This window comes from Bacteroides sp. AM54-2NS (genome assembly GCF_003602935.1).
In the GTDB taxonomy this organism is placed as follows: Bacteria; Bacteroidota; Bacteroidia; order Bacteroidales; family Bacteroidaceae; genus Bacteroides; species Bacteroides xylanisolvens.
Genome location: NZ_QTMZ01000016.1, coordinates 1 through 26,619, shown reverse-complemented (window position 1 = coordinate 26,619; position 26,619 = coordinate 1). Strand labels below are relative to the sequence as shown.

16 protein-coding genes and 5 pseudogenes are annotated in these 26,619 nt (G+C 43.2%); 6 read left to right on the top strand and 15 right to left on the bottom strand.

Annotated features, from left to right (window positions below; all coding sequences use genetic code 11):
• Nucleotides 1-86: 86 nt before the first annotated feature.
• The 11 genes and pseudogenes from DXA05_RS11910 to DXA05_RS11860 form a co-directional block, all read right to left on the bottom strand.
• Nucleotides 87-1,361, bottom strand: coding sequence for a hypothetical protein (locus DXA05_RS11910; protein WP_087317054.1), 1,275 nt, complete (start codon nt 1,359-1,361; stop codon nt 87-89).
• A 259-nt stretch (nt 1,362-1,620) separates the two neighbouring features.
• Nucleotides 1,621-2,652: pseudogene (locus tag DXA05_RS11905) on the bottom strand (DUF4857 domain-containing protein).
• Nucleotides 2,653-2,693: 41 nt separating this feature from the next.
• Nucleotides 2,694-3,362: a hypothetical protein gene (locus DXA05_RS11900; protein ID WP_015532263.1), complete on the bottom strand. Its 669-nt coding sequence runs from the start codon at nt 3,360-3,362 to the stop codon at nt 2,694-2,696.
• Nucleotides 3,363-3,432: 70 nt separating this feature from the next.
• Nucleotides 3,433-4,320 (bottom strand): ABC transporter ATP-binding protein, encoded by an 888-nt coding sequence (locus tag DXA05_RS11895; protein WP_004314891.1) that lies wholly within the window; start codon nt 4,318-4,320, stop codon nt 3,433-3,435.
• Between the two features lie 23 nt (nt 4,321-4,343).
• A complete protein-coding gene (locus DXA05_RS11890; protein ID WP_087321566.1) occupies nt 4,344-4,910 on the bottom strand; it encodes a PepSY-associated TM helix domain-containing protein in 567 nt (188 codons plus the stop codon).
• A complete protein-coding gene (locus tag DXA05_RS11885; protein ID WP_008642972.1) occupies nt 4,897-5,484 on the bottom strand; it encodes a hypothetical protein in 588 nt (195 codons plus the stop codon). The genes DXA05_RS11890 and DXA05_RS11885 overlap by 14 nt, the downstream gene beginning before the upstream one ends.
• 115 nt (nt 5,485-5,599) lie before the next feature.
• Complete coding sequence (locus DXA05_RS11880) at nt 5,600-7,222, bottom strand: fimbrillin family protein (RefSeq protein WP_118407379.1); 1,623 nt, start codon at nt 7,220-7,222, stop codon at nt 5,600-5,602.
• A gap of 56 nt (nt 7,223-7,278) precedes the next feature.
• The gene (locus DXA05_RS11875) at nt 7,279-8,790 is read right to left on the bottom strand and encodes a DUF6850 family outer membrane beta-barrel protein (RefSeq protein WP_128859177.1); all 1,512 of its coding nucleotides are present in this window, start codon (nt 8,788-8,790) and stop codon (nt 7,279-7,281) included.
• The gene (locus DXA05_RS11870; protein ID WP_118407423.1) at nt 8,783-10,015 is read right to left on the bottom strand and encodes a DUF4876 domain-containing protein; all 1,233 of its coding nucleotides are present in this window, start codon (nt 10,013-10,015) and stop codon (nt 8,783-8,785) included. The genes DXA05_RS11875 and DXA05_RS11870 overlap by 8 nt, the downstream gene beginning before the upstream one ends.
• A 4-nt stretch (nt 10,016-10,019) precedes the next feature.
• Nucleotides 10,020-12,855, bottom strand: a pseudogene (locus tag DXA05_RS11865) (TonB-dependent receptor).
• 240 nt (nt 12,856-13,095) lie between these two features.
• Nucleotides 13,096-14,103, bottom strand: a complete 1,008-nt coding sequence (locus DXA05_RS11860; protein WP_004299708.1) for an aspartate-semialdehyde dehydrogenase — start codon at nt 14,101-14,103, stop codon at nt 13,096-13,098.
• A 507-nt stretch (nt 14,104-14,610) separates the two neighbouring features.
• On the opposite strand from DXA05_RS11860, the pseudogene DXA05_RS11855 reads away from it, so the two are divergent.
• The 3 genes and pseudogenes from DXA05_RS11855 (at nt 14,611) to DXA05_RS11845 (ending at nt 18,126) form a co-directional block, all read left to right on the top strand.
• A pseudogene (locus tag DXA05_RS11855) lies at nt 14,611-16,745 on the top strand (cation:proton antiporter).
• A complete protein-coding gene (locus DXA05_RS11850) occupies nt 16,745-17,461 on the top strand; it encodes a tRNA threonylcarbamoyladenosine dehydratase (protein ID WP_009039800.1) in 717 nt (238 codons plus the stop codon). The pseudogene DXA05_RS11855 and the gene DXA05_RS11850 overlap by 1 nt, the downstream one beginning before the upstream one ends.
• A gap of 8 nt (nt 17,462-17,469) precedes the next feature.
• Complete coding sequence (locus DXA05_RS11845) at nt 17,470-18,126, top strand: ABC transporter ATP-binding protein (RefSeq protein ID WP_128859175.1); 657 nt, start codon at nt 17,470-17,472, stop codon at nt 18,124-18,126.
• Nucleotides 18,127-18,303: 177 nt separating this feature from the next.
• On the opposite strand, the pseudogene DXA05_RS11840 reads toward DXA05_RS11845, so the two are convergent.
• A pseudogene (locus DXA05_RS11840) lies at nt 18,304-19,223 on the bottom strand (helix-hairpin-helix domain-containing protein).
• Nucleotides 19,223-20,593 carry a sodium-dependent transporter gene (locus DXA05_RS11835; RefSeq protein ID WP_008642982.1) on the bottom strand — a complete coding sequence of 457 codons (1,371 nt, stop codon included), beginning with the start codon at nt 20,591-20,593 and terminating at the stop codon, nt 19,223-19,225. Before DXA05_RS11835 ends, DXA05_RS11840 begins: the two are co-directional and overlap by 1 nt.
• 103 nt (nt 20,594-20,696) lie before the next feature.
• Here DXA05_RS11835 and DXA05_RS11830 point away from each other — a divergent pair, with 103 nt between their 5' ends.
• The gene (locus DXA05_RS11830; RefSeq protein WP_055235245.1) at nt 20,697-21,122 is read left to right on the top strand and encodes a VanZ family protein; all 426 of its coding nucleotides are present in this window, start codon (nt 20,697-20,699) and stop codon (nt 21,120-21,122) included.
• 115 nt (nt 21,123-21,237) lie between these two features.
• On the opposite strand, the gene murF is transcribed toward DXA05_RS11830, so the two are convergent.
• The gene (murF, locus tag DXA05_RS11825) at nt 21,238-22,533 is read right to left on the bottom strand and encodes a UDP-N-acetylmuramoyl-tripeptide--D-alanyl-D-alanine ligase (protein ID WP_074909683.1); all 1,296 of its coding nucleotides are present in this window, start codon (nt 22,531-22,533) and stop codon (nt 21,238-21,240) included.
• A 77-nt stretch (nt 22,534-22,610) separates the two neighbouring features.
• Nucleotides 22,611-24,625 (bottom strand): annotated as a pseudogene (locus DXA05_RS11820) (HAMP domain-containing sensor histidine kinase).
• 117 nt (nt 24,626-24,742) lie between these two features.
• Between DXA05_RS11820 and folP the strand changes: the two are divergent.
• Together folP and cdaA are read left to right on the top strand one after the other, a co-directional pair.
• On the top strand, nt 24,743-25,609 hold the full coding sequence (folP, locus tag DXA05_RS11815) for a dihydropteroate synthase (RefSeq protein WP_225450258.1): 867 nt from the start codon (nt 24,743-24,745) through the stop codon (nt 25,607-25,609).
• A gap of 11 nt (nt 25,610-25,620) precedes the next feature.
• Complete coding sequence (gene cdaA, locus DXA05_RS11810) at nt 25,621-26,385, top strand: diadenylate cyclase CdaA (protein ID WP_128859174.1); 765 nt, start codon at nt 25,621-25,623, stop codon at nt 26,383-26,385.
• The last annotated feature ends 234 nt before the right edge of the window (nt 26,386-26,619 follow it).

The following is a 26,619-nucleotide window of genomic DNA, read 5'->3' as shown; positions in this document are numbered from 1 at the left end:
TATTTAAATTCGTTTGAGGATGAATGATCCGAATTAGTTTATCTTTGTCTACAAAAGTAGGGAATTTATCATAGATATGTATACTCTTACCTATTTTTTATTCCCGGTGTGCCTCCGGTCGCGTGTTTGGACGAACGCCAGTTTTTATTGAGCGAGGACAACTCCGGAGATTTCTTTTCAAGCGAAATGCCGGTTATTTTGTCAATGGTGTGCATTTCATCTCTAAAACAACAAGTGTCAAAAGTATGTCCTGGTGCAGTCTCTTTACTACTCGAAAGTGCCAGATACCCACCATTATTGTTCAGTGCCGGGAAGTTCGGTATAATTATTATATTTTCTCCACCAACTTTATGTTTCTGAACAACTCTGTTGAAGTATTTCGTGAAACAAAGATAAGTTTTGGAAGGAATGGCTAGGGGAGTAGAAGGACTCTCATTTTGAAGGATAGTAGTATTGTATATTGTCCCGTCTTCATGCATTTTATATAGATAAAGTGCGGGTAAAATGACTGCCTGTTCAGTTGGATTATAGATTTCTACATATTCTGCACCATCAGTGGCATTGTTATACATTATTTCATTGAAAAGAAGCATACCTCTCACATCTCTCGGTAGTTCGGGAGTGTCCGGATTATCTGGAAGGTCCGTATCGGGGTTATCGGGTGTTTCGTCGGGTGATGTGTTCGTTTCTACGTCATTAGACAACTGTATGTGATGGAACGTGAATCCTTTACAACGGGTTTTGGTGTAAATGCAGTATATACCGCAGTAGCGGGAAGTCTGTATATCGGTATCTTTTATCTGTTTTTCTTTTACGTATTCATTCTCGGATTCAAGCCGTGTCCAAAAAGTCCAGTAACCGTTATTGTCACATTCTACTTTTATGTATAGTTTCGGTGAAGAGTTTCCTTTCATTAGTTCTCTTCCCGAAGCCAGTAGTTTAGATTGGTTTCCGTTTTGGCGATAAAGAGCTACATTATCTTTTGCTCCTCCAATCTGAATGTAATAGCCGTTTAAATTACCGGAAAGAATGTTTGAGGAAGAAGTCAGATAAAATCGTGCATAATTGTTGGCGGAGGGGTTGAAGGTGAGGTGAACTCCAAATTCCCAACGGGTGTTTTTTACAGAGGTAGAAGGAATGGTGATATATGCTGTTCCGGCGTCTTCCTGTGGATCATTTAGATGGATTCCTTCTTTAGAATTGATGGTGAATTTGTCCATCTCTCCTTCCCAAGGAAGTTCGGGTGTGATAGTGTCTCCTCCTTTTAAATCTCCCTTTTCTTCGTCATCAGCAGGGAGCGAACAATTATAGAACAATATGATGAAGATACTTAGGAAAGCAAATGCTTGGTAAACTTTCATACGGTTTTTAGTTTGAGTTATTTCGTTTTACCGTATTTGTTTGAGTATAATGCAGAAGCAATTGCGGTTTAAATAGTTGATGAGTCGGCAAAGGTAAACCTTTTGCTGGGAAAAAACATACTTATTGAAGAAATAATTGTAAATCCTTTTGTTTTCTCTAAATGCGTGGAAAGGAAACAGTGAGGGGTTATCAAAAGTCACATTTAATTTATTGACTTTTGATAACCCCTCACCCATGTTACATTCAATTATTGAAACATTATTCGAAGCGTGGCATTACATATTTATCTGTGTAAGATGTGAACGTAATACCTGGCATGGAATGAACGTTCGATTCGTTCTCCAACTTCTTTATCAACGAATAATCGTTGGCGTCCAATGCGTAATAGTTATCTGAAGCCGGAGTTGTCACACGGACTGTCCAGTCGAACATATTACCGATGATGGTGAGCGCATCCGTTTCCGGATCAAATGCTGGGATTCCTGTTTTTACGATTTCATACGTCCGGTTCTGCAACACATAGAAAGCGTTGTTGGCATCGGTCATAAAAGCAAGCGTCTTTTTATTTCTGAACTCGGTCAGATACAGATGTTCTAATGTCAGGCCTTCAGGCAAGGTGATGGCACGGACATACGGGCGTCCTTTCACCTGTTTCAGATGAAACAGACGACGGTCGGCATCCAACAGAAGATAACCTTCGTCATACTCCTTTTTCACCGTCGGATTTCCTACGATTTCCGTTGCCGGAAAACGAAAATCCTTCTTAGTCATAGCTTCGGTAAACTGAAGGCTTTTGTCTTCCTTCACGCTGTTGGTAGCCATGTCGATAAATTCGATCCCTTTGGAGGTGATACGGAATACGTCATCCGGCATTTTCAGGTCCACACGTCCTGACATAGATTCCATCAGTGGGTAAAGCCCGATAGAAGGTGCGTTTATATCCGAAGGCACACTGCGGAAGTTGAAGTTTTCTGTCTGCACCATTTTAGGAGTCATTGCGATTCCTTGAATGGTATCCGGAAAACGCTCATCAGACATCAACTGACGGAAATAAAACATAGGCAGGATGCTGTCGAAAGCAGCTTCCGAATAAATGTTTCCTGCAAGGTCGCGGCGCACGGTTCCTTTCCCTTCTTCTTGTCCCATCTGCGAAATCGCCAATTACGAAACTATACAGGGTAAAGGGAGTCTTTTCTGGCTTTACGACAAAGAAATTGTAGCACCAGGCAACTGCCAAAGAAGCAGAAAAGCGATGGTTACATATAATAGTATGGTACTGAAACGTCTCATTTCTCAATCTTTTAATTTTTAATCTTTAATTTTTTTATTGGTTAATCCTGTTTTCCGGCCTTGAACCGTACGATAGAGAGCCACGAGAAAGAGGCTGTCAACAAAGTATAGACCACTAAATAAGGGAGAAACTTGTTGTATGCTTCCGGCGTAGGCGACAGGAAGAAGATTCGGAGTAACAATACTGCGATAATGAGATTCAGGATACGGCGTTTCCATGCCGGTTCGAGGCAAATCCATGCGACGAGCAGATAGCCGGAGATGCCGGCGAGATACCACGTTAAAGCGGTAAGCAGTATGTGGTTTTTGAGCTCATGGGCAAGGATTCCGTTCAGATAGATCTCCATCAACAGGAAATTGGAAGCGAAGCAGACAAGAAGCAGTATGAGTCCGGAGAGTAACATATTGCCCGTCATTTTCAGTTCCGGATAAGGCAGATGGAGGGTCAGTTTCAAACATTTGCGTTGCATCTCGGGGACAAATTGCACGATTGCCATCAGGATTCCGGCAATCAGAGGAATATATTGCAACATATCAATGAAGATGACATCCCGTTGCAGCATGACTTCCCATACATGGGCAGCCCCTTTCATTTCTACCACCCGGTTGATACGGAGCATACAGTAGCCTGTAAAACCAAGTGTGGCGAGCACGGCAAGCAGAAAATACCACCGTGTCTTTATCCATTCTTTATAAAATATAGCGTACATTCTTGAGGATTTATGATTTATGAATGATGATTTATGGGTTACGAGTTGCCAACTCTTATTCTTAATTTAATCAGTATTTCCCGGTGAGGCCGATAAAGGCATCTTCCAAATTGACTTGCTCACAGTGCAAGTCTGTATAGGGCACTGACATTGATTTCAGTTTGGCTTCTGTTTCTGCCGGTTGCAGGAAGGAGAAAGTCTCCAACTGGTTCCGCATGATGGAAGGATGGTAGAAATCATCCGATGCAGGAAGCTCGTAACCTTCGGGAATGGTGAAGGTGTAGCGGCGTCCTTTTTCCAGTAATTCGGCGATTGGTTTCTGAATCAGTATCTTTCCGTAGTCCATAATAATGCAGTCGTCAACGAGACGTTCCATATCCTGAATGATATGCGAGGTCAGAAAGACGGTTTTACCTTCCGAACGGGCATAGTCGCGGAGATAGTCCACAAACAGGCGGCGGTAGCCGGGATCGAGTCCGAGCGAGAAGTCGTCCAGTACCAGAAGTTCCGGGTTTTGTGCGAGAATCAGTCCGAGAGCTACTTGAGAGCGCTGTCCGCAGGACATACGTGAGATGCGCTGTCCGGTAGCTACTTTCAATTTATTCATCAGTTCGTAGTACGCTTCTTTTTTCCACTGGCCGGGGTAGAAGGCTGCGTAGAATTTTTCTATTTCGGTGATGGTCATGAATTGGTATTGCACATGACCTTCGATGAGCAGTCCGATATGGCGGCGCAGAGCCGGTGCCATGGTCTGTATCTCCTGTCCGAAGATGCGACATTCTCCCGAACGGGGTTTCAGGTAACCGCTCAAGATATTGATAGTGGTGGTTTTGCCCGTACCGTTCTTTCCCAATAGTCCCAGGATACGTCCTTTGGGCACTGTGAAACTAAGGTTTTCGTAAATCAACCGTTTACCGTAGTAGTGCGTCAGGTTGTTACATTCGATAATTTGTTCCATTTGATTTTATCTGTTATTTCGATTCAAAAGAAGAAAAGGAAAAGAATGGGAATCAAGATTCCGACTATTAGTTCTATTCCTCCTCTGCCGATAATGCCCTTGTTCCCTTTCAGCATGATAATGCCGGAAAGAGTAATGATAATAAGGGCGATAGCGAAAATATCCGCGAAGTAAGTCCACCATTGTCCCGGATTGTAATGTAAACGGGACATCGCTCCGATAAGCGGGCGACGGGTGACGGATTCATATACCGCTTCTCCTGTCTTCACGTTTACCAGAAGGCTGGAACCGCCTTTCAGGAAGACTTTCATTACGTCCGTTTTCGGGAAGTAAAATTTGGTATAGTTGCCGGTTTCTCCCAACGGTTCCAGTAGAGTAAGTACTTTCTCTTTACTCATTCCTGCTTTGTCCGGTAGCTTTTCCGCTATTTTATATTCTTTCCGTGTGATGGAGAAGTTCGGATTAATCGTGTCACGGTGATTCATTACAATTCCGGAAATGGCATATATCAATACCATTCCGGAAAAGAAAAATGACAGGTCACGGTGTATGAGCCGACTCCATTTACGGACAGTACTACTCCACTTCATACGAGTTGGCTTCCATAAAATAGAAAGATAAATACTCTTTTCCTGTTTCTGCTTTGCGGTCGGCTATTTTTGCGCGGAAGTCTGCGATGCGGGCTTCGGGACTGTTGGCTGTTTCGCCACGCGCTTTCTTTTCAGAGTCGCATCCGGCTTCACCGGTTCCGTGTTTTTCGGCAGCTTGTGCTTTGAGTTGTGCTTCCCAGTTTTGGAGGTAGGCTTCGTCGATGCGTTGTTCTTTCAATGTTCCGGTAACACGGACGATAGAGTTCACGCATTTAGGGTCGAAGGCTCCCAATGTTCCGGCTTCTACACGGATCACTTGGGTATCGTCACTGCCCATCAGGAAGATTTTCTTTGCACCATGTTTGCAGGTATGTGTGCAAACGCCTTCAATAGTTACTTCTTGTCCTGCAAGGTTTTCGGCATTGGCAAGGAGAGAATCAATTTCCAAAGCGGAAGATGCAGACTGTTCTGTAGTCGCTTCTGATGCGCTTTTCTGTTGTTTGTTACCACATGAAGTTCCGATAAAAGTCATTGCCATAAGGGCAATTGCGATTGTTAGCTTTTTTGTTTTCATTGTTATTGCTTCGTTTTTATATAGTTTGTAATCTGTTTTTCGTTTGTTTATAGCTTTTAATAGTTCGCCTTACGGGCGGGGAGTTTCAACCATGCTTGAAACAAATACTACTCCTTTAGTTGGCAGCTTGATCCCTTACGCAACGGAGTTGCATACCGGCTTTAATGCTGACATAAGATAATGATAATCTGCCTTCCGAATACTTTGCATTGATTGTACTCATTAATCCAAAGAACTGTATATTGGTAAGTAGTCCGCTGGTGCTATTGTATACGGGCTTGAAGGCAGTCGAAGTCATAAGATAATTCATTGCCGGTTTTCCGTGCCATGCAGTTTGAATATTGGCATCTTCTGCTATTGCCGTTTTTTGATAGCTGCCGGCACCTGTAAGGCTTGTTGCCATACGAACGCCGGAGAATTGGTAATTGAATCCTGCATTATTCAGTGATGATATTTTGGCGCCGTCATAAACTGCATCATAGAAAAGAGCTTTATCACCATCAGCCGGTACCTTGCCGTCGACATCATTCGTTGTTTTTCCTACCAGATTAAAGTATTCCAGACGTGTTGGTATGTGCCAACCTTTCGGACAAATACCTTGCGCTCCTTCAAAAGAGTTCAGATTACTTTCAGTAATTTCCTTACCGCCCAGTGCAACTTGGAAATCATATAGATAACCTAATTCTTTGATAGCACTTTCCTCTGTTGTGGCTACGGTTGCACCGTCAGCTTTGATTTCATACGGGTACCAAACATGGCTATCAGCAGTAGGATCGGTAGAAGGAGTATATCCTTTCGGAAGATAGATAAGCGGTTCAGCCATCCACGTAGTACCGTTTGCCAAAGTTACCGTGTTATATTTTACATTATCGTATAAGAAATAGTTCTCATCGAGATGTTCTTCGAAAGGAATCTCATTGTCTGCTCCGATTTCACCTTCATCTGTCCAGTTTTCGATGTCACCGATAAGTTTAACCTCTATATCGTCAGGCAATACACGGATGTTTACGCTGTATTGTCCTCCTTGCGCTAAAGTAGTAGATGTGAGTTTCTGCGACAAGGTCTTGCCATCAGAAGTTGCTACTTCGAGCGTCAAAGCTACCGTTTGGGGAACGATGAGGGCGCGGTAAGTTTTGTTCGCTTCAACAACCTGTGCCGTAATGTTTGTAGCTGCGACATTCGCGTCAGCAGTAACTGTAAGGGCAGCCAGATCAAGAGTTGCAGTCGGGATAGAGCCTTTCAATGCAATGGATGTTATGTTGGCTTCTACTTCCTTTGTTACATTAATGACCAGTTTGGTAAGCAGATGCTTAAAGTTCATTGTTATAGTATTTACAGTAGGAAGTACATCTTTATTGCTTGCTGCCATAAGGTCTGATGCCCCATATCCGGTGGTCTGATCGGCTTCTACAGAAAAAGAAGTAGGAGTATTACCTTCTCTATAAGGATAGTATGCTACTATCTGCGATTTGTCATTTCCTTCCGGATACCAAAGCAAGTCACCTGCAAATACTCCGTCATTGAATGTCATCTGTTTATTTTCCGCATATACGAAGTCATCGTTTTGGATGATTGTAACGCCAATTTTATCTCCGGTCTCAAAGTTAACTTCGGTAGCGCGTGTGATAACAGGCGAGATAGTAATACGACTGTTGGCAGGTGTCAGCGTTTCGTTCTCTTCCTGCTGGCAAGATACCAAAAGTGCTGCTGCAAAGATAAATGTTAAACTCTTTTTCATTGCTTAATAATTTAGTTTATATATATTCATTGTTTTCAAAAAGCATATCCCGGTCCTCAAAAAGTATATCCTAACTTGATAGTCTCATTCCAACGGCTCGAACCATCTATATAGTGAAGGTTGAAACCGCGTGTATAACTTCCCTGTACTTCAGCATAGATCCCATGGTTGAAATGATAGCGTAAACCGAGACGAAGCGTTGCTTGTGGAGCGGTAGCATATTCATTCTGCAGATTATAATAATCTGTCAGACGATAAGGTGGATCACCCGGCTCCGTATCTGTTGCAACGACTCTGTTTTTCTCGGTAGAGTTTCCTATGGCAAAGGAAGCGGCTGCCTTTAAGTCAAATTTCCCTATATGAAACACGCTGGATACATAAGTCTGCGTACAAAGCATCTTTTCCGACGCTACATACGGATACATCTGGGTAGTCAGTCGTTTGAAAGTTGAAATATGTGTTCCCAAACGAACTTCTGTACGAGGACTTATAAATTCATATTCGGGATGGACCGAGAAAGCATCTCTTTCGAAAATGCGGTTGGAGCCGTTGATATAAGTCGTCGTTATTCCGTTAACAGTCTCCTTATTAATCACATTCTCGTTGTTGACCAAATGTGACCATTGCAGGTTCAATCGTAGAAAATGCTCTTTCTTTCCCTGTTTGAAATGATAACTCAAATGAGAGGCAATCCGGTGAGTGGGGAATTTGAACCAGATAGCATCTCTTTCACCGGCAGACCCCGAAGAATAGGTATATTCGATATCTCCATAAAATCCCTTCCATTGAAGTTGCAGTGCTCCCCCGTTAGACAGTTCTTTGATCGGAAAGCCGTTGATTCCCGATTCGCTTAGATGAATCCCGCTGCCGTCCCATGCTTCATAAGCTCCATATATCAGTCCTTTATCCAAGAAGGCGTTGTAAGAGTTTTCGGTAGTCCCGATTACTTCCGCCTTGATCGATTCGCTGTTTTTGCTGAATATATAAGAAAAACCAATGGCTAGATCGCCCGAGTGATACATCACGCTGGGGGCTACTTTCAAATCCAGTCGATAATTGGTATGTCGCAAGTCTTTCCGTTTGGAATAGTTGGAGGCGGCAAAGTCAACCTTTCCTCCCAATCGCCAGTTAGGTGCAATATCTGATGCAATACCGCCCATAAAAGCGTATCGTTGCAGGTCTTTGCGTCCGGGGGTGAACTCCAGAATGTCTACCGGATAAAATCCCGGCTGGATAAACATGGAACCACTCATGTCCTTACCGGAAGTATGATCGAATGAGAAAGAACCAGTCAGCGAATACCCTTTCAGATGAGTGATAGACTTGGCTATTGCTCCGGCATTCCATGATTTCTCCGCTTCGTAAGAGTGGTGGAAATCACCATGGTTATTCTTACCATACAGTTCGGCATAGGAAGAAGAGATGCTATCCATCCTGATACCTGTGACATTTTCTCCGGCATTCCAGGGATTACGCCGTTCTATAATGTCGTAAGTCTGTGCCGAAACGCCGTACACTATACATAGTAACCAAAGACCTGTTATATATATTTTTTTCATCTCACTCATGCAAAGATTGTTTTTCTCTTTCATAAAAATCGGTAGAAGAGTTGTTGGTGTCCATCAATACTTCATAACCTGCTTCCTGCGTAGCTTCTTCGTCCACATGTCGATATAAGCTGCGTCCATTGTATGTCGCACTTTGAGTGACATATCCTGCGTCGATGGAAGGAGATATACGTTTCTTGTTGTTGGAGGAACCACCGTAGTACACTTCCGCTCCGTCAATCACCCAGTCGAGCGGAACTGCTATCACCCGGTCGGTGGTACTTCCCGGTTTTTGTATCACACTTCCCTCTTTTAGAACAAAGTCCTGTATCGTGGTATCCTTAGCTTTAAAGATAACCGTAGCAGGAGAAAAAATAGAGAACGAGTAAGCATTTGCCTGTCCGGTTTTCAATACCACATTCAGATAATGATCCGGTGTGATCTGATCGCCCGGAGCCGGATGATACTGCGTATTCGGAAAATAAACGTTATTGTAGCAGACAAAATATCCCGGTTTGTTCAGATTGACAGATTGCGGGTATTGCGCTGCATGGTCAACTGCTCCATTGATGGCAATCACTGCATCTTCTCCCGGTTGAAGCGGGAAAGTCTTGCCGGTACCGCCAAACTGCCAGATGCACTGAACGATGGGAGCAAAATCCCGGAAGATGGTTGCTCCGGTTATTTCATCCTGTGTTACCCATACATTGGTAGCTTGTGAGTTGTAAGGATCGAGCGCTCCGAAACATAAACTATCGAGATATTGCACTTCCGAATCGTTATTATGCAGGATTATATATTTGTCGGACTGGTAGTTTCCCTCCAGCGGCAACTTTGTACATCCTCCGCAATAAATCTCCTTAATAATAATAGCCCCGGCTCTGGAATGGATGAGCGGGAGGTTGAACGCCATGTTTCCGCTGGTCAGTTTCACATTATCGGCCAGTCCGTTGAAAATATCCTGTCCGTCCTTGTCGCTGACCTGCACGCGATATATACCTTTAGTCAGAGAGAATTGCGCCACTCCGTTCTTGTCGGTTTTAGCCTTATAAGAATTTCCACGGTCGACGTCTTCAATCTTTACGGTCACTCCTTCCCGGAGATATTCCGAGTATCCATCCGGGTATACGGCAGTCACTTGCAGGCTGTGCAACTGATCGTCGTACGGATTTTCTTTATCAAGATCCGTGCATCCTGCAAGGAGGCCGGTCACTGTTAGTAATAATATGTAGATAGACTGCTTCATATCTTTAAAATTTAATACGGCAAGTAAGTCCATAATAGAAATCCGGGGTAAAGAGCGCGCTCACACCGGTTGCATGAGATTTTACATACGGCCGTGAATTGGTGAAATTGATAGCGTTAAGAGAAAGAGACACATGGTCGCCAATCTCTTTGGTTATGTTGATATTGGCGGAGAAATAAGGATCATATCCATCTGCTGCAAATGTGTAGGCATTGCCCGATTTGCGTATCAGATAAGAGAATTCCGGATTCTCGGCTTCGGCTGACGTGAAAGGATGCATCTCATTGTTCAGGTCGAGATATGCCACCGGCCAGATAGCCGTATAAGAGTCGCCGTTATAAATGCTTCCACCCGTTTGGGCATTGCTGCTTTCACTTACGTTGAACGCGTATTCTTTTCCCTTATATTCGGAGATATTCTGCGAACGCTTCACAAGCGAAGCCTCCAGTCTGCATGAAATAATCAGCCTGGCTTTCGGAATACGGGTGATGGCTGTGATATTGGCATCCAATGAGTGGGTACGTTTACCGTTGGCAGTCGTCGATAAGTTGTCGCCATTGGCATAGATACCTACATATTGGTAGGAGCGGTTGGCAAGACTGGTGTGCGACCATCCGTTCTGATAATAATAAGACAAAGAATTGTCGATATATTTAGTATAAGCATAGGAGGCATCTAACCGGAATTGCGTACGGATAGGAGTTATTTCCGGGAAATCAACAATCATTTCCGCTCCGCGGCGAATGACGTCCATTCCATTATCGGGAGAGGTTGACTTGATAAAAGTCTGGTCGGTCACCTTTACGTCCATAGGAGTCCAGTAGCTCGATGCATTGTCACGTATGTACACCATTCCCGTCTGATTATCCACATTGATTTGCGGATTGGCCGGCATAGTGAATCCCTCCGGTAATTGGAGAACATCGTAAGAGAACGGGTTATAGGAACTCGTGTATTTATACGGTAACTTGGTACGGTTGAAATAACCGACTAGCGAAATCCTGGTCCGGGCTATGTGGACGTCAATGCCCAATTCCGAATTCTGATTCCGTTGCCAGCGTAGATTCTCATTGTGCAGTAATGTGTAGGGCTGGCTGTAATAGATATAAGATGATTCATTGTTATTATAAGAAAAACCGAATGTCTGTATGTCCCGGTATTCCTGTTTGGGGTACAAGGTATAGAAAGAGGGAAGCTTTTCAGTGATTCCCCAACCGCCACGGATAGCGATATGTTCGTTCAACTGCCATCTGGCATTGAAACGCGGTGAAAGAGTATTCAGGTTTTTATAGTTCGTTCCCTTGATAAACAAATGTTCCCAACGCACTCCCGCCATCAGTCTAAGCATCGTGTTTCCCACTGGTAACGACAGACTCTCTTCTGCATAAAGCGAAACGTTATGCATATATGGATAAGCGGTGTAAGGGCGGGGGCGATAACCGTTCGGAGCCAGTGAAGGGTCTTTGTAATATTCTCCTTCACCCACATTCCCTGTTGCTTTCCACTGAACACCCGCTTTCAGGTTGCTGTTTACAGTCTTGAACCGTCTGTTCCATTCATATTTTAACGATGCGGCATAATCCAGTTCTTTGGAGTCGATGATCTGGTCCGCAAAGTAGGTATATGGCAGTTTGCTTGCCATAAAATATCCTTCCTGCGTGGCATGAACAGCAGGTTGTTCCGATGCATACGAATAGAAAGTATGTGCATGGGAGTTATTGTCATTGTAGTATACCGATGCGTCGAACTTGAGGTTGGTAATCCACGATTTATTGAGCAGCCAGGCCAGTGAAGTGTTTGCCCGGAATACGTTATCCCTCACTTTGTTGTATTCTCCCGAATAGGCATCCGGGTCATCTTTGGTATTCATTCCTCCGATATTACCTGTCACACCGATATCGAATCTGAACACTTTGCTGAAAGTGTTGCTATATCCGGCAGAGAATCCCCTTCTCGTATAAGACGAATAGGGAGATACCAACTTTTGGGTAGCCTTTGTCCATTCTCCGTTTATATTGATAACGCCTTTGTCGTTTCCTAAATCCAATCCTTTGGAGAAGGAACCTGTTCGGTGCGGGGATTGATGGACAATAATATGTTCCAGGGTGTTTTCCCTTTCCGGGTGTGAATCTTGACTATTCCGCTATTCAAGTCCCCATATTCAGCCGAAGGTACTCCGGTGATGACTTCAACCGATTCAATATCCGCCACGGTGATATTACGGGTATCCACTCCGTTCATATTTCCAAATGAGCCATTATTGCCAATACGTACCCCATCCACTTCAACGGCTGTCCCAAAGGCTGCATTACCGGCTGTCGACCCTCCGTCGCGCAATGAGAAGATATTATTAGTGGTGAGATCCGGCACTTTTGTTTTTCCTCCCGGAAGAAGAGCGGAGATATCGCTCACGTTGGATACCTGCAAATGTTCCAGCGCATTATTACCGATAGTGAGCGTAGTGTTTAACTCATTCTTGGGTGCTTGTGCAGTAACGACTACATCATCCAGTGCAAGCGTGTTTTCTTTGAGTTCTATATGTAGGTTTTTGATATTACTGTGCACATTTACCGGAATTGTTGCCGGTACATAACCCAGAAAAGAAACTTCCAGATTATATTTTCCCTCCTGCACTCCTTGTATCGTGAATTCGCCTTTCTGATTGGATACAGTCCATAAATAGGTGCCTTTAATGAGAATGGAGCACCGGGCAAGGGGGAATTCGTTTTGGGCTCGGTCACACGTCCCGAGATTGTATAGATGTTTGAATTAGCTGCGGCCTCAAATAAATTGAAAAATAGCAGCCCCCAGAATGCTATGTTAAAAAGACAATATTTCATAGATAAGTTTTGTGCAAAATTCGATAAAAACCAAGTTTATATCAATCACTATAAATAGTTATTTTCACAAATCTTAATACCTGTAGCTGGGGATATTTTACCTAATAATAGGTACCTTTTCTTTAATAGGTAATTTAGAAAATAAAAAACCGCTTGCATTGCGATCACTATCACATTGCAAGCCGGTTGATTTATTTGGCTTATCTGTCATTGACCGGATATTATATCCAGTCTATTGTATTAGATATTTTTTACTTTAATCAGATATTCGGCAATCTGAACTGCATTCAGAGCAGCGCCTTTCTTGATCTGGTCACCTACAATCCAGAAAGTCAATCCGTTTTCGTTTGTCAGGTCTTTGCGGATACGGCCTACGTATACCGGATCTTTACCTGCCAGGAACAGCGGCATCGGGTATTCTTTTTCTGCCGGATTGTCCTGAAGAACCAGCCCTTCACCGTTAGCGAATGCTTCACGAGCTTCTTCTACGGAAATCGGACGTTCTGTTTCTACCCAGATACTTTCAGAGTGAGCGCGTAATGCAGGAACACGTACACAAGTTGCACTAACCTTTACGTCAGAATGCATGATCTTACGTGTTTCATTATACATTTTCATTTCCTCTTTCGTATAACCGTTTTCTGTAAATACGTCAATTTGCGGAATCAGGTTGAAAGCCAACTGATAGGCAAACTTCTCTACAGTCACAGGCTCGTTTGCCAATACCTGGCGATATTGTTCGTACAATTCGTCCATAGCAGCAGCACCCGCGCCACTTGCTGCCTGATAGGTAGACACATGCACGGTTTTTATATGAGAAAGCTTTTCGATGGCTTTCAGTGCAACTACCATCTGGATAGTCGTACAATTCGGGTTAGCAATAACGCCACGCGGACGTTCCAATGCATCTTCGGCATTTACTTCAGGCACAACCAAAGGTACATCGGCATCCATACGGAATGCGCTGGAGTTGTCGATCATCACAGCACCATACTTGGTGATTGTTTTTTCGAACTCCTTGGATGTTCCTGCACCGGCAGAAGTGAAAGCAATGTCTACCCCTTTAAAGTCATCGTTGTGTTGTAAGAGTTTCACCTCGATCTGTTTACCGCGGAAAGTATAAGTTGTTCCGGCACTACGTTTAGAACCGAACAAAACTAACTCGTCCATCGGGAAGTTTCTCTCATCGAGCACGCGCAGGAATTCTTGTCCTACGGCTCCGCTTACGCCAACAATAGCTACTTTCATCTTTTTCTTTTGTTAAATTGTGAATATTGAATTTCTTTCCTGTCGAATAGAAAAGATTTGGCTGCAAAATTATAACAATTTAGCATATAAACATCGCTTTTGAGAGAAATATTTCAGTTTTTCGGCGGATTTCTTTAACCTTACGTATAATCAAGTGTGGTTGTTGGATCGGATAAATGCACCAAAAGGGATGCGTTCTCCGTCGCGATGCGAATCGGATTGGTTTCGTAGCTTGATAAGATTATCTTTATTGCCTAATATTACTTCGTTTAACTATAGTGTAACGTAAGGGTAACTATAGTCTCCCTTGCGTATAACTATAGTCATACGCAAGAGACACTATAGTAGAACGAAATAAAAGTGCCTAATGAAATAGATCTTGATAGGTAAGCGGGGGAAGAAAAGTAGTAAAGTGAGTAATTGACTACTGAATAATACGTCTGGACATTCATTGTGATTCTGCAAACTTTTTTGTTCCTTTGCATTGAATTCCTAAAGCCACAGCCTATGAACCTGTTTGATTTTAATTTAACCTTACCGATTACCGACCGACTTGGGTATTCTTTTTGGTATTGATTATCATTCTCTTTGCTCCGATGATCCTCGGACGTCTTCATATACCTCATATTATAGGCATGATTCTGGCGGGTGTATTGATTGGCGAACACGGCTTTCATGTGCTCGACCGTGACAGCAGTTTCGAACTCTTCGGCAAAGTGGGATTATATTATATCATGTTTCTTGCCGGGCTCGAAATGGATATGGAGGACTTTAAGAAAAACCGGACGAAAAGTGTTGTGTTCGGCTGGCTCACCTTTCTGATTCCGATGGCGTTGGGAATATGGAGTAGTATGAGTATGCTGGGTTATGGCTTTCTCACGGCGGTGTTATTGGCAAGTATGTATGCTTCTCATACCTTGATTGCCTATCCTATTATTAGCCGTTATGGATTGTCGCGTTTGCGCAGCGTCAATATAACCATTGGGGGAACGGCTGTCACCGTCACCCTTGCTTTGATTATTCTAGCCGTCATAGGTGGTATGTTTAAAGGCACTGTTGATGGTTGGTTCTGGGTATTCCTTGTGGCAAAAGTGGCTTTTCTCGGATTCCTGATTGTTTTCTTCTTTCCCCGCATCGGACGTTGGTTCTTCCGGAAGTATGATGACAGCGTGATGCAGTTTGTGTTTGTACTGGCAATGGTTTTCCTTGGAGGAGGGTTGATGGAATTCGTGGGAATGGAAGGAATTTTAGGCGCTTTCCTGGCAGGCTTGGTGTTGAATCGTTTGATTCCTCATGTATCTCCTTTGATGAACCGCCTGGAGTTTGTGGGAAATGCCTTGTTTATTCCTTATTTCCTGATTGGCGTCGGGATGATTATTGATGTAAGGAGCCTGTTTACCGGAGGTGAAGCATTGAAGGTGGCTATTGTAATGACAGTAGTGGCGACTTTTAGTAAATGGTTGGCTGCCTGGATCACGCAGAAGATATACCGGATGCAGTCGAATGAGCGGAGCATGATATTTGGCTTGAGTAATGCGCAGGCTGCGGCTACACTGGCAGCAGTACTGATCGGCCACGAAATTATTATGGAGAATGGAGAACGCTTGTTGAATGATGATGTATTGAACGGCACGGTAGTGATGATACTTTTCACTTGCGTCATCAGTTCTTTGGTGACCGAACGTTCGGCCCGCCGTTTCGCTCTGGATGAAAATGTGCAAGCGGAAGAAGAAGCTAAACAGATAAATAAGGAACAGATCCTGATTCCGGTCGCTAATCCGGAGACGATTGAAGATTTGGTTAATCTGGCTTTGGTGATAAAGGATGCCAAGCAGAAGAATGCATTGGTTGCATTGAATGTGATTAATGACAATAACAGTTCGGAGAAGAAAGAGCAGCAGGGTAAACGTAACCTGGAGAAGGCTGCTATGATTGCTGCCGCCGCCGATGTGCCTGTCACGATGGTGAGCCGTTATGATTTGAATATTGCTTCGGGGATTATCCATACGATCAAAGAGTATGAAGCTACGGATGTTGTGATCGGTCTGCACCGGAAGGCCAATATTGTCGACTCTTTCTTCGGACATCTGGCTGAAAGCCTATTGAAAGGTACGCATCGTGAAGTGATGATTGCCAAATTCCTGATGCCGGTTAACACCCTGCGGCGAATTAATATTGCCGTTCCGCCAAAGGCTGAATATGAATCGGGTTTCTCAAAGTGGGTGGAACATTTCTGCCGTATGGGAAGCATCCTCGGCTGTCGGGTGCATTTCTTTGCCAATGAGCGTACATTGATGCGCCTTCAGCAACTGGTGAAGAAAAGACATGCAGGTACCCCGACAGAATTTTCCATCCTGGAAGAATGGGAAGATCTCCTGTTATTGACAGGACAGGTGAATTATGACCACTTGCTGGTGGTTGTTTCTGCCCGTCGCGGGTCTATCTCTTACGATACCTCTTTTGAACGTCTGCCGGCGCAACTGGGAAAATATTTCTCTAATAATAGTTTGATTATCATCTATCCCGATCAGTTTGGAGAACCGCAGGAAATTGTGTCATTCTCTGATCCTCGCGGGCATAATGAGTCTCAACATTATGAGAAAGTGGGTAAATGGTTCTATAAATGGTTAAAGAAAAACTGATGGAAAGATACGACTGGCAACAGAGAACAGCACTCCTGTTAGGAGAGGAAAAGATGGAACGCATCCGGAACGCGCACGTATTGGTCGTGGGATTGGGTGGAGTGGGAGCTTACGCCGCCGAGATGATCTGCCGCGCAGGAGTCGGACGGATGACGATTGTAGATGCTGATACAGTGCAACCTACCAATATGAATCGTCAGTTGCCGGCTATGCATTCCACATTGGGAAAGGCGAAAGCGGAAGTATTGGCTGCCCGTTATAAAGATATAAATCCGGATATCGAATTGACCGTTCTGCCCGTCTACCTGAAAGATGAGAATATACCGGAACTGTTGGATGCCAATCAATATGATTTTATAGTAGATGCTATTGATACAATCAGTCCGAAATGCTTTCTGATTTATGAGGCGATGAAACGTCGTATAAAGATTGTTTCCAGTATGGGAGCAGGAGCGAAGAGTGACATCACCCAGGTTCGTTTTGCCGATCTTTGGGAAACGTATCATTGCGGTTTGAGCAAGGCGGTACGGAAACGCTTGCAGAAGATGGGAATGAAACGGAAACTTCCGGTAGTGTTCAGTACGGAACAAGCCGACCCGAAAGCCGTGTTGCTGACGGATGATGAACAGAATAAGAAATCGACGTGTGGAACAGTCAGTTATATGCCGGCCGTGTTTGGGTGCTATCTGGCTGAATATGTCATTAAACGATTATAAAGGCTATTATGATAAAACTAGAAGGTATAACGAAGAGTTTCGGCTCATTACAAGTGTTGAAAGGCATTGATCTGGAAATCAATAAAGGAGAAATTGTCAGTATCGTAGGTCCGAGCGGTGCCGGTAAAACGACTTTGTTGCAGATCATGGGCACTCTCGATGAACCGGACGCGGGTACGGTGCAGATTGACGGAACAGTAGTAAGCCGGATGAAAGAGAAAGAACTATCTGCGTTCCGTAATAAGAATATCGGTTTTGTTTTCCAGTTTCATCAACTGTTGCCGGAGTTTACGGCATTGGAAAATGTGATGATTCCCGCCCTTATTGCAGGCGTTTCTTCCAAAGAGGCAAATGACCGTGCCATGAAGATTCTGGATTTCATGGGACTGGTTGACCGGGCTTCTCATAAACCGAATGAACTGTCGGGAGGTGAGAAACAACGGGTAGCGGTAGCGCGGGCTTTGATTAACGACCCGGCAGTTATTCTGGCAGACGAACCATCCGGTAGTCTGGATACACATAGTAAAGAAGATTTACATCAACTGTTCTTCGATTTGAGGGACCGTCTGGGGCAGACTTTTGTCATTGTGACGCATGACGAGGGACTTGCCAAAATCACGGACCGGACAGTCCATATGGTGGATGGTATGATTAAAAAATATTAATTAGAGAACCTAACTTCTAAAAATGTATACCAAAAAGGTAGAGCCTTGCAAGTGTTCTATCTTTTAGCTATATATTTATAGTCGCTTCTCTACGGAAGTCTGTGAAGATGATAGTAGAGTGTTTGTTTTGTTTGTGTGTGATGCATTCTTGTCTGGTGTGATAGGAATGCATCTTTTTTATTTATTATAACAAATGTAGGGCTCGATCCGTTCAAGATCAATAGGAGTGAACTCCTCATAAAGGGATAATTGCTTTAGACTTTTTAAGATTCCTTTCTTTTTCCGATATTCTATGATGACCTTCGCTTGATAGTAGTTTATATATGGATGACGCATCATTCGTTCCATACCGGCTTTGTTTAAATTGATACGGTGTATCTGATGGGTGTCAATAGAAAACCACGGGCGGAGCTTTCTGCTTTTAGATGAATCTCCTGTAACTGCTCTATCCGGCAAAAGCCCCCCAGCCGTTCGCGGTAATTTACGATCATCCGGGCAATAGTGCTTCCGACTCCCGGAATCTTTTTAAGTTCGGTGGTATCAGCAGAGTTGAGGCGGACGACAGTTCCCGGTTGGTATTTCACAAGTGTGTCCCGTTGTATGCTTTGTACGGTTAATAACCGTATTGTATCTTTATCTTTCGAACTGAAATCTTCTGTAATTTGGATATAAGGATGAAGAATCTGGTATTGTTCTTCTGTGAGTCCGTATATCTTCTGAAAATCCTCCGGATGGCGGAATTTGCCTTGTTTATGGCGATAGTGCAGGATATTCTTTATCATCCAGGATGGTAATCCGAGTGAAAGGAAAGTAGTAGAGTCCGCGGTGTTCGGATCGAACATCGTAAGCTTGATTTCCCTTTGAGGGGTTGATGGAAAAGAATGACCGAACCTGTTGTGAGGTTTTGTTTCCCGGAGAGAGGCAATAAAGTCATTATATTCTTGATCGGATTTCTCATTCTTTGTGCAGCCGGTATCTTCGGTACGAGTGAAAAAGGCAAAGAGTTCAGGAGCTGCATATACTCCTAAAATAAGAACGACAAGGACGATAATGCCTTGTCGTTCGGTTTTAGTATAATAAAGGAAGTCTTTCCACATTATAGCTTGATTAGCCCAAGTTCATTGATAAATATCAGTGAGATGGCGATTGGTGCGATATATTTTAATATAAAGATGATAAGCTTGTATACCGGTATCTTTAACGAGCCGTCATTGGTAATCTCTGACCATACAATCTTTTTATCCAGATACCATCCGGTAAAGAGGGAGATACACAGTCCGCCAAGTGGTAACATGATTTTAGCTGTTACAAAGTCGAAGAGATCGAACATCCCCAGTCCGAAAACGGTGAATCCTTTCATGACTCCCAATGATAATGAACAGAATATTCCGAGAAAGACACAACCGCCGGTGACTAACCTTGCTGCTTTTCCACGGGAAAGATTAAACTCCTCGTGAAGATAAGCGGTTACTACTTCGTGCAAAGAGATGGTAGAAGTTAAAGCAGCCATCGCCAACAATGCGTAGAACATTACAGAGAATATGTATGCTAGTACGGGAACTCCGCCAAATGCCTGTTGGAATACATTAGGCAGCGTGATAAAGATCAGACTGGGACCTGAATCCGGTTGTATGCCAACCGAAAAGGCTGCCGGGAAGATGATAAATCCGGCTAGTATTGCCACAAAAGTATCAATGATTCCTACACTGAAAGCTGTTTTAGTCAGGTTGGTTTCTTTACTGAAATAAGAGGCGTAGGTGCAAAGGCATCCCATACCCAGACTCAAAGAGAAGAAAGCCTGTCCCATAGCACTTAAAAACACATTTCCGTCCACTTTGCTAAAGTCGGGTTTGAGCAGGAATTCAATACCCGCACCAGCTCCCGGTAGAGTGACCGAACAAACTACCAGTATGAGGATAATGATAAACAAGGTAGGCATCATGATCTTCGAAGACTTTTCAATCCCTTTTTCTACTCCTTTCACGATAATGAAATGAGTAATCAATAAAAATGCTACCAGCCATACGACCGGTCGCCACGGGCTACTGGAGAATTGTTGGAAAGAAGAGATAAACTCTCCGGAGTTTTTTCCGGCAAAGCCATTGGTGGCAGCCTCAAGAATATATTCAAGTGTCCACCCTGCTACTACTGCATAATAACTAAGTATCAGGAAACCTGCTAATACTCCCATGCGTCCTACCCAACGCCAATGCGTTCCCGGAGCTAATGTTTGATACGCTCTTGCAGTGTTGGCTCTTGATCGGCGTCCTATCAGGAACTCGGCAATCATAATAGGCAGTCCCAAGAGAAAGATACAACCTAAATAGATCAGTATAAAAGCGGCACCTCCATGATTTCCTGTTTCGTATGGAAACCTCCATATATTACCCAACCCAACTGCAGAGCCGGCAGAAGCGAGTATGACCCCTAATTTGCTGCCGAAGTTCGCTCTATCAATTTTTGCCATAAATCTTGTTTTATCTTACAAATCGTTATAAAATATGCGAGTTAAAGTGCAAATATAGAAAATGATACTTATATTTGCACGAAAATTGTAATATTATTTAGATATGCTATCTTATATTAAGAAATATCCTATCTCGCTTTTTATCATTTTGACAGTGATTTATCTGTCGTTCTTTAAACCGCCTAAGACGGATTTGAATGAAATTCCCAATTTAGACAAACTGGTTCATGTTTGTATGTATTTCGGTATGTCGGGGATGTTGTGGCTGGAGTTTTTGCGTGCACATCGCAGGGATCATGCTCCGATGTGGCATGCGTGGGTAGGGGCGTTCCTTTGTCCGGTGCTTTTCAGCGGTTGTGTGGAGTTGTTGCAGGAATACTGTACTACTTACCGGGGTGGTGACTGGTTGGATTTTGCGGCCAATACAACAGGGGCGATTCTGGCTAGTTTAGTGGCCTATTATGTCGTACGGCCGAGGATGAAAATAAATAGTAAAAGGCAACCTATGAACAACAAAGGTGAACGATAAGCCGTGAACGATAGCAAATAATAAACGTGAATAATGGATATGATATAGTCAACCATTATTCACCGTTTATCATTTATCATTTATCATTTATCATTTGAAGTGTACCATTCCGGCTTTATAGAAATTCTACCGTTGAACTAAGCTTGATTCCATTGGAACCTTTAATAAGAATGGTATATCCTTTGGGTTTATCTTCTTGCAAATCCTTTATAACTTCCTGCACATTTGCATAAGTTTTAAAAGAATGTTCACGTGCGGCAAACTGTTCTCCCACGAGCCATACTTTCTCAAAATCACTTTCTTTGATGTAGTCAACGATTTTCTGATGCTCGGCCGGTCCTTCAGCACCCAGTTCGCGCATATCTCCTAATATGAGCATCTTGTGAGGGACTGTCATGTTCCGGAAGTTTTGCAAGGCAGCCATCATGCTGGTTGGGTTTGCGTTGTATGCGTCAATGATAAGCGTGTTATCTTCCGTCTTTTTAAGTTGGGAACGGTTGTTCTGTGGCGTATACTCTGCCAGAGCTTCATCGATCTTCTTTGCTTCCACTCCAAAGAAACGTCCGATAGTGATTGCAGCCAGGGCATTGGGGAAATTATATTCTCCGATCAATTGTGTACAGACTTGATGAGCTTCACCGTCTTTACCGGCTTTCCATTCGAAAGCAAGATAAGGCGAATTGCCGGTAATCCGGCCATTGACATAGAGATCATCTTCTGTTCCATAAGAAATCAGGTTCAATCCCTGTGAAATATTCATCAAATAGGCGTTATCGTGATGGATAAAGGTGATGGCATCTTTCTTGCGGAGGAAATCATAAAGCTCTCCTTTGGTCTTGATAACTCCTTCGAAAGAACCGAATCCCTCCAGATGAGCTTTGCCTACGTTAGTGATAATACCATAATCCGGTTCGGCTATTTCGCAAAGAAACTTGATTTCCCCCGGATGGTTGGCGCCCATCTCAATGACGGCAAGGTCATGCTCCGGTTTTAACCGTAGCAGGGTAGTCGGTACACCGATATGGTTGTTGAGATTACCTAAAGTATAAAGCACATTATGGTTTTGGCAGAGAACGCTGGAAATTAACTCTTTGGTGGTTGTCTTCCCATTAGTGCCCGTAATGCCGATCACTCGCGTTCCGAGTTGGCGGCGATGATAGTTGGCAAGCTGCTGCATGGTTTGCAGGCAGTCGTCTACAAGTATATATCGTTGATCGCCTTCTATGGCATACTGTATTTCATCGATAATGGCAAACGCGCATCCGGAGTCCAGCGCTAATTTGGCAAATGCATTACCGTTGAACGACTCACCTTTCAAGGCGATAAACAAAGAACCGTCCGGGCAGTTCCGGCTATCAGTAGTTACTGATTGGCAATCCAGAAAAATCTGGTAAAGAGCAGAAAGTTTCATAACCTGATCTTTTATTTAAAACGTTGCAAAGATAGGCTATTCTTTCGGATTTGATGGGAGTTCGGACAGTTTTTTGCTTAGGCATATATCAAAGGAAGAGTCAGGATCATCCGGCATCCTTCTGTATAAGAAGTATCGATCCGGAGGCTGCCTCCTAACTTTTCGGCAATACTCCGGCATATCGGAAGTCCGAGCCCGGTGCCCTGCGTGAAAGAGTTCATTTTGTAGAAACGTTCAAATACTGCTTCTTGTTGGTCTTTCGGGATGCCTGTTCCTGTATCGGTGACGCTGATTTCAATTTTCTTTTCTGCTTCCAATACGGAATAAGCGATGCGAATACTGCCACGAGTCGTAAATTTAGCGGCATTATGTGCCAGGTTGTTCAATACTTGTGATATACGTTCCGAATTACTGCGTATGAGCAGGCTTTCTCTTTCAGGTTCGAATAAAACTTCTACATCTTTCTGCGTGTTATCTTTGGCAACTTCAGATGCAAGTTGACAGATCGCATTAAGGTCTGTTTCGGGGTCAGTGGGCAGTTGTTCGTATTGATCCAGTTCGGACAGCGTGAGTACATCAGTCACCAGTCGAAGCAAGTCGTTACTGTTGCTTTTGATGATATTGACAAACTCTTGTGTTTCCGGACTGTTGCTGTAATGGTCGCTTAATACCTGCGAGAAGCCTACGATAGAGTTGAGCGGTGTGCGGATTTCGTGCGTCATGCTTTGGATAAACGTTGTTTTCATCCGGCTGCTTGCCTCCGCTATATCTTTGGCTTTACGCAATTCTTCCCTCGATACCATAAGTTCTTCATTCCTTGTTTTAAGTTCGGCTTCCGAAACTTTCAGTTTGCGTTTCAGGAAGTTTTCTCTATAAAGGAATATGAATAAGATACCTAATAAAATAATCAATGAAATAATCAAGGTTGTTTTATTATGCAACTCCTTCTCTTGTGCCTGAAGCATGAGTTCTTTCTTTTCGGCATTGAGTTTTTCTACATTTAATAAGGTGGCGAATTCGCTGCTGGCCACTTGCTCATTGGCTATTTTCAAAGAGTCATCCGTGTTGATGTACATTTGCAGATATTTGACCGCCAGGTCATATTTCCCATCTTTTGGTAGATTTCTCCCTGTGTGCGATAATGGCTGCTGCTAAGTATGCTTTCGCTTAAACGGCGTTCTTCTTTTTCCTGCATTTTTGCGGCTTCCAGCGCTTTCGGATATTGTTTGGTCTGCTGGTAGTATAGACATTCTATATTATACAGTCTCTTTTTGATAGACTCCAGTCTTTTGTCCTGTTCAAATGCTGCCTGACACTCCTTCAGTAATTTTTCGGCAGCTTGAAAGTCGCCGAACTTGCTGTAGTAGTTTACGAATTCCAACTTGGCAGATATTTGTTGCGTAGAGGAATTGGCGGTCGCAATGGCTTTTTCCACAGCAGCTAATGCTTCTTTTTGCTTTTTCTGGTTGATGTAATAGTTGGCTATCTGGGCATAAGTCTGGGAGATGTTGTAGTTTTCGATCTTGTATTTTTCAGTCAGCTCGATTTCTTTCAATCGCCACTCGAACGCCATCGAATCGAATCTTTTGATGGTGTAGATTTGCGACATGATGTTATAGCAACGGGAGAGGCCGGTCTTATCATCCTCTTCTTGAGCTTCTTTTAACATGTTTTGCACTTCATAAAGTGCTATGTTTGTTCTGCTTGTTTTTAGGTAATAGGTAATTAATCTATTAGCCCATGCGAAGTAATAGTATTTAGGCTGATGAGTGGCCTTGGCGAATTCTTTTACTTTGTTGGTATAGTGGATTACGCTGTCTTCATTGGTTCCCTGGAAATAATAATAATCCAGTTGAGTGGCTATGGCTACTGCCTGCATTCGTTCGTCCTGCCGTTCGCCGGCCATTCGGAATAAAGTGTCGGACATATTAAGTACAACAGGCTCTAACAAGTATTCTTGACAACGTTGATAATATTCATAGAGAGTAGAGTCAACATTGAAAGTTTCAGCCTCTTTTTGAGCTTTAGCAGTAGTGGTAAAGAACAAAATGAGGAAAAGAAATCCTACGCGAAATAGGGTTAATCGGCTCATGGTATGAATTTTTCGGGTTCTTCTATAGTTTGCAAATATACGTTTATTTCTTCTTTTTAGTACGAATACTTGCTTTTTTTATCTACATTTGTAGGCGATCTAAAAGGAATGTTGTCAATGATGAAACCTATATCTCCTATTTATATAAATGTAAAAGGGCGGTTGCTCGATCTTGCTACTCCGCAGGTAATGGGAATTTTAAATGTTACTCCCGATTCTTTTTATTCCGGCAGCCGGATGCAGACTGAAGAAGACATTGCTGCCCGGGCCCGGCAGATACTTGATGAAGGTGCTTCAATAATTGATATAGGAGCCTATTCTTCACGGCCGAATGCCGAACATATTTCTGCTGAAGAAGAGATGCGAAGACTGCGCACCGGTTTGGAGATCCTGAATCGTAATCATCCCGAAGCCATTATTTCCGTTGATACTTTCCGGGCTGATGTGGCGGAAGAATGTGTGAAAGAATATGGAGTGGCTATTATTAATGACATAGCTGCCGGTGAAATGGATCATCGGATGTTTCAGACAGTAGCCGACTTGGGAGTACCTTATATAATGATGCACATGCAGGGAACTCCCCAAAATATGCAGAAAGAACCGTCTTATGATAATCTGATAAAAGATGTTTTCCTGTATTTCGCCCGTAAAGTGCAGCAACTTCGCAACTTGGGAGTGAAAGATATCATTCTCGACCCGGGATTCGGATTCGGAAAGACACTGGAACATAATTATGAACTATTGGCACATCTGGAAGAGTTTCATATCTTCGAACTTCCTGTTTTAGTGGGAGTTTCACGAAAATCAATGATTTATAAATTGTTGGGAGGAACTCCGCAAGATTCATTGAACGGGACAACCGTATTGGACACTGTTGCGTTAATGAAAGGAGCGCATATCCTGCGGGTGCATGATGTGCGTGAAGCGGTGGAAGCTGTCCGGATCACAGAGAAATTAAAAATAGAGAGTGGATATGACAAATAAGAGGAGGGTGCATGTTTTTTGAGTTTGGCATAAAAGATTTTATCGATATTCTGCTGGTAGCTTTTGTTTTGTACTATACCTACAAATTGATGAAAGCTTCCGGTTCTATCAAGGTGTTTACCGGAATTCTGGTTTTTATCCTGATCTGGCTGGTGGTGACGCAAGTGCTGGAAATGAAATTGTTGGGCTCTATTTTCGACACATTGATGAATGTGGGTGTGATCGCGTTGATTGTTCTTTTTCAGGATGAGATACGCCGTTTTCTCTTGACTTTGGGATCTCACCGACATGTCAGCGCACTGGCCCGTCTTTTTAACGGTTCGAAAAAAGAGTCGTTAAAGCATGACGATATCATGCCGGTGGTAATGGCTTGTTTGAATATGGGGAAACAAAAAGTCGGTGCATTGATTGTCATTGAGCATAACGTTCCTTTAGACGAAGTCGTCCGTACGGGCGAACTGATTGATGCGGTGATCAACCAACGTTTAATCGAAAATATATTCTTCAAGAATAGTCCGTTGCACGATGGCGCAATGGTAATCAGTAAAAAACGTATCAAGGCGGCAGGATGTATTCTTCCTGTATCTCATGATTTGAATATACCGAAAGAACTTGGCTTGCGACATCGCGCAGCAATGGGAATCTCTCAACAGTCGGATGCTCATGCTATTATTGTTTCGGAAGAAACAGGCGGTATCTCCGTAGCCTATCGCGGGCAATTCTACCTTCGTCTGAACGCGGAAGAATTGGAAAGTCTGCTGACAAAAGAAAACTGATTTTATAGTGATAGGCCAATGGTCAAATAATGATGGTTGTTTTATGACTATCATTATTTGACCATTGGTGTTTTATTTATTATCTTTAGGGCAATAACAATAGATATGAATAATCCTTTTGTGACTAATGGTTATGTTTCTGCCAGGTATTTCTGCGATCGGGAATAAATGAAATAAAGCAAAATAGCGCCAAGTTGCGCTTATTTTGCTTTATTTCTAACCCTTTTTGAATGA

Excerpts from the sequence above, each read along its gene's own strand:
- DXA05_RS11890 (WP_087321566.1), bottom strand. The coding sequence starts at position 4,910 with ATGAAGTGGAGTAGTACTGTCCGTAAATGGAGTCGGCTCATACACCGT.
- DXA05_RS11880 (WP_118407379.1), bottom strand. The coding sequence starts at position 7,222 with ATGAAAAAGAGTTTAACATTTATCTTTGCAGCAGCACTTTTGGTATCT.
- DXA05_RS11870 (WP_118407423.1), bottom strand. The coding sequence starts at position 10,015 with ATGAAGCAGTCTATCTACATATTATTACTAACAGTGACCGGCCTCCTT.
- DXA05_RS11835 (WP_008642982.1), bottom strand. The coding sequence starts at position 20,593 with ATGGCAAAAATTGATAGAGCGAACTTCGGCAGCAAATTAGGGGTCATA.
- DXA05_RS11875 (WP_128859177.1), bottom strand. The coding sequence starts at position 8,790 with ATGAGTGAGATGAAAAAAATATATATAACAGGTCTTTGGTTACTATGT.
- DXA05_RS11845 (WP_128859175.1), top strand. The coding sequence starts at position 17,470 with ATGATAAAACTAGAAGGTATAACGAAGAGTTTCGGCTCATTACAAGTG.
- DXA05_RS11850 (WP_009039800.1), top strand. The coding sequence starts at position 16,745 with ATGGAAAGATACGACTGGCAACAGAGAACAGCACTCCTGTTAGGAGAG.
- DXA05_RS11910 (WP_087317054.1), bottom strand. The coding sequence starts at position 1,361 with ATGAAAGTTTACCAAGCATTTGCTTTCCTAAGTATCTTCATCATATTG.
- DXA05_RS11895 (WP_004314891.1), bottom strand. The coding sequence starts at position 4,320 with ATGGAACAAATTATCGAATGTAACAACCTGACGCACTACTACGGTAAA.
- DXA05_RS11885 (WP_008642972.1), bottom strand. The coding sequence starts at position 5,484 with ATGAAAACAAAAAAGCTAACAATCGCAATTGCCCTTATGGCAATGACT.
- DXA05_RS11900 (WP_015532263.1), bottom strand. The coding sequence starts at position 3,362 with ATGTACGCTATATTTTATAAAGAATGGATAAAGACACGGTGGTATTTT.
- murF (WP_074909683.1), bottom strand. The coding sequence starts at position 22,533 with ATGAAACTTTCTGCTCTTTACCAGATTTTTCTGGATTGCCAATCAGTA.
- folP (WP_225450258.1), top strand. The coding sequence starts at position 24,743 with ATGATGAAACCTATATCTCCTATTTATATAAATGTAAAAGGGCGGTTG.
- cdaA (WP_128859174.1), top strand. The coding sequence starts at position 25,621 with ATGTTTTTTGAGTTTGGCATAAAAGATTTTATCGATATTCTGCTGGTA.
- DXA05_RS11830 (WP_055235245.1), top strand. The coding sequence starts at position 20,697 with ATGCTATCTTATATTAAGAAATATCCTATCTCGCTTTTTATCATTTTG.
- DXA05_RS11860 (WP_004299708.1), bottom strand. The coding sequence starts at position 14,103 with ATGAAAGTAGCTATTGTTGGCGTAAGCGGAGCCGTAGGACAAGAATTC.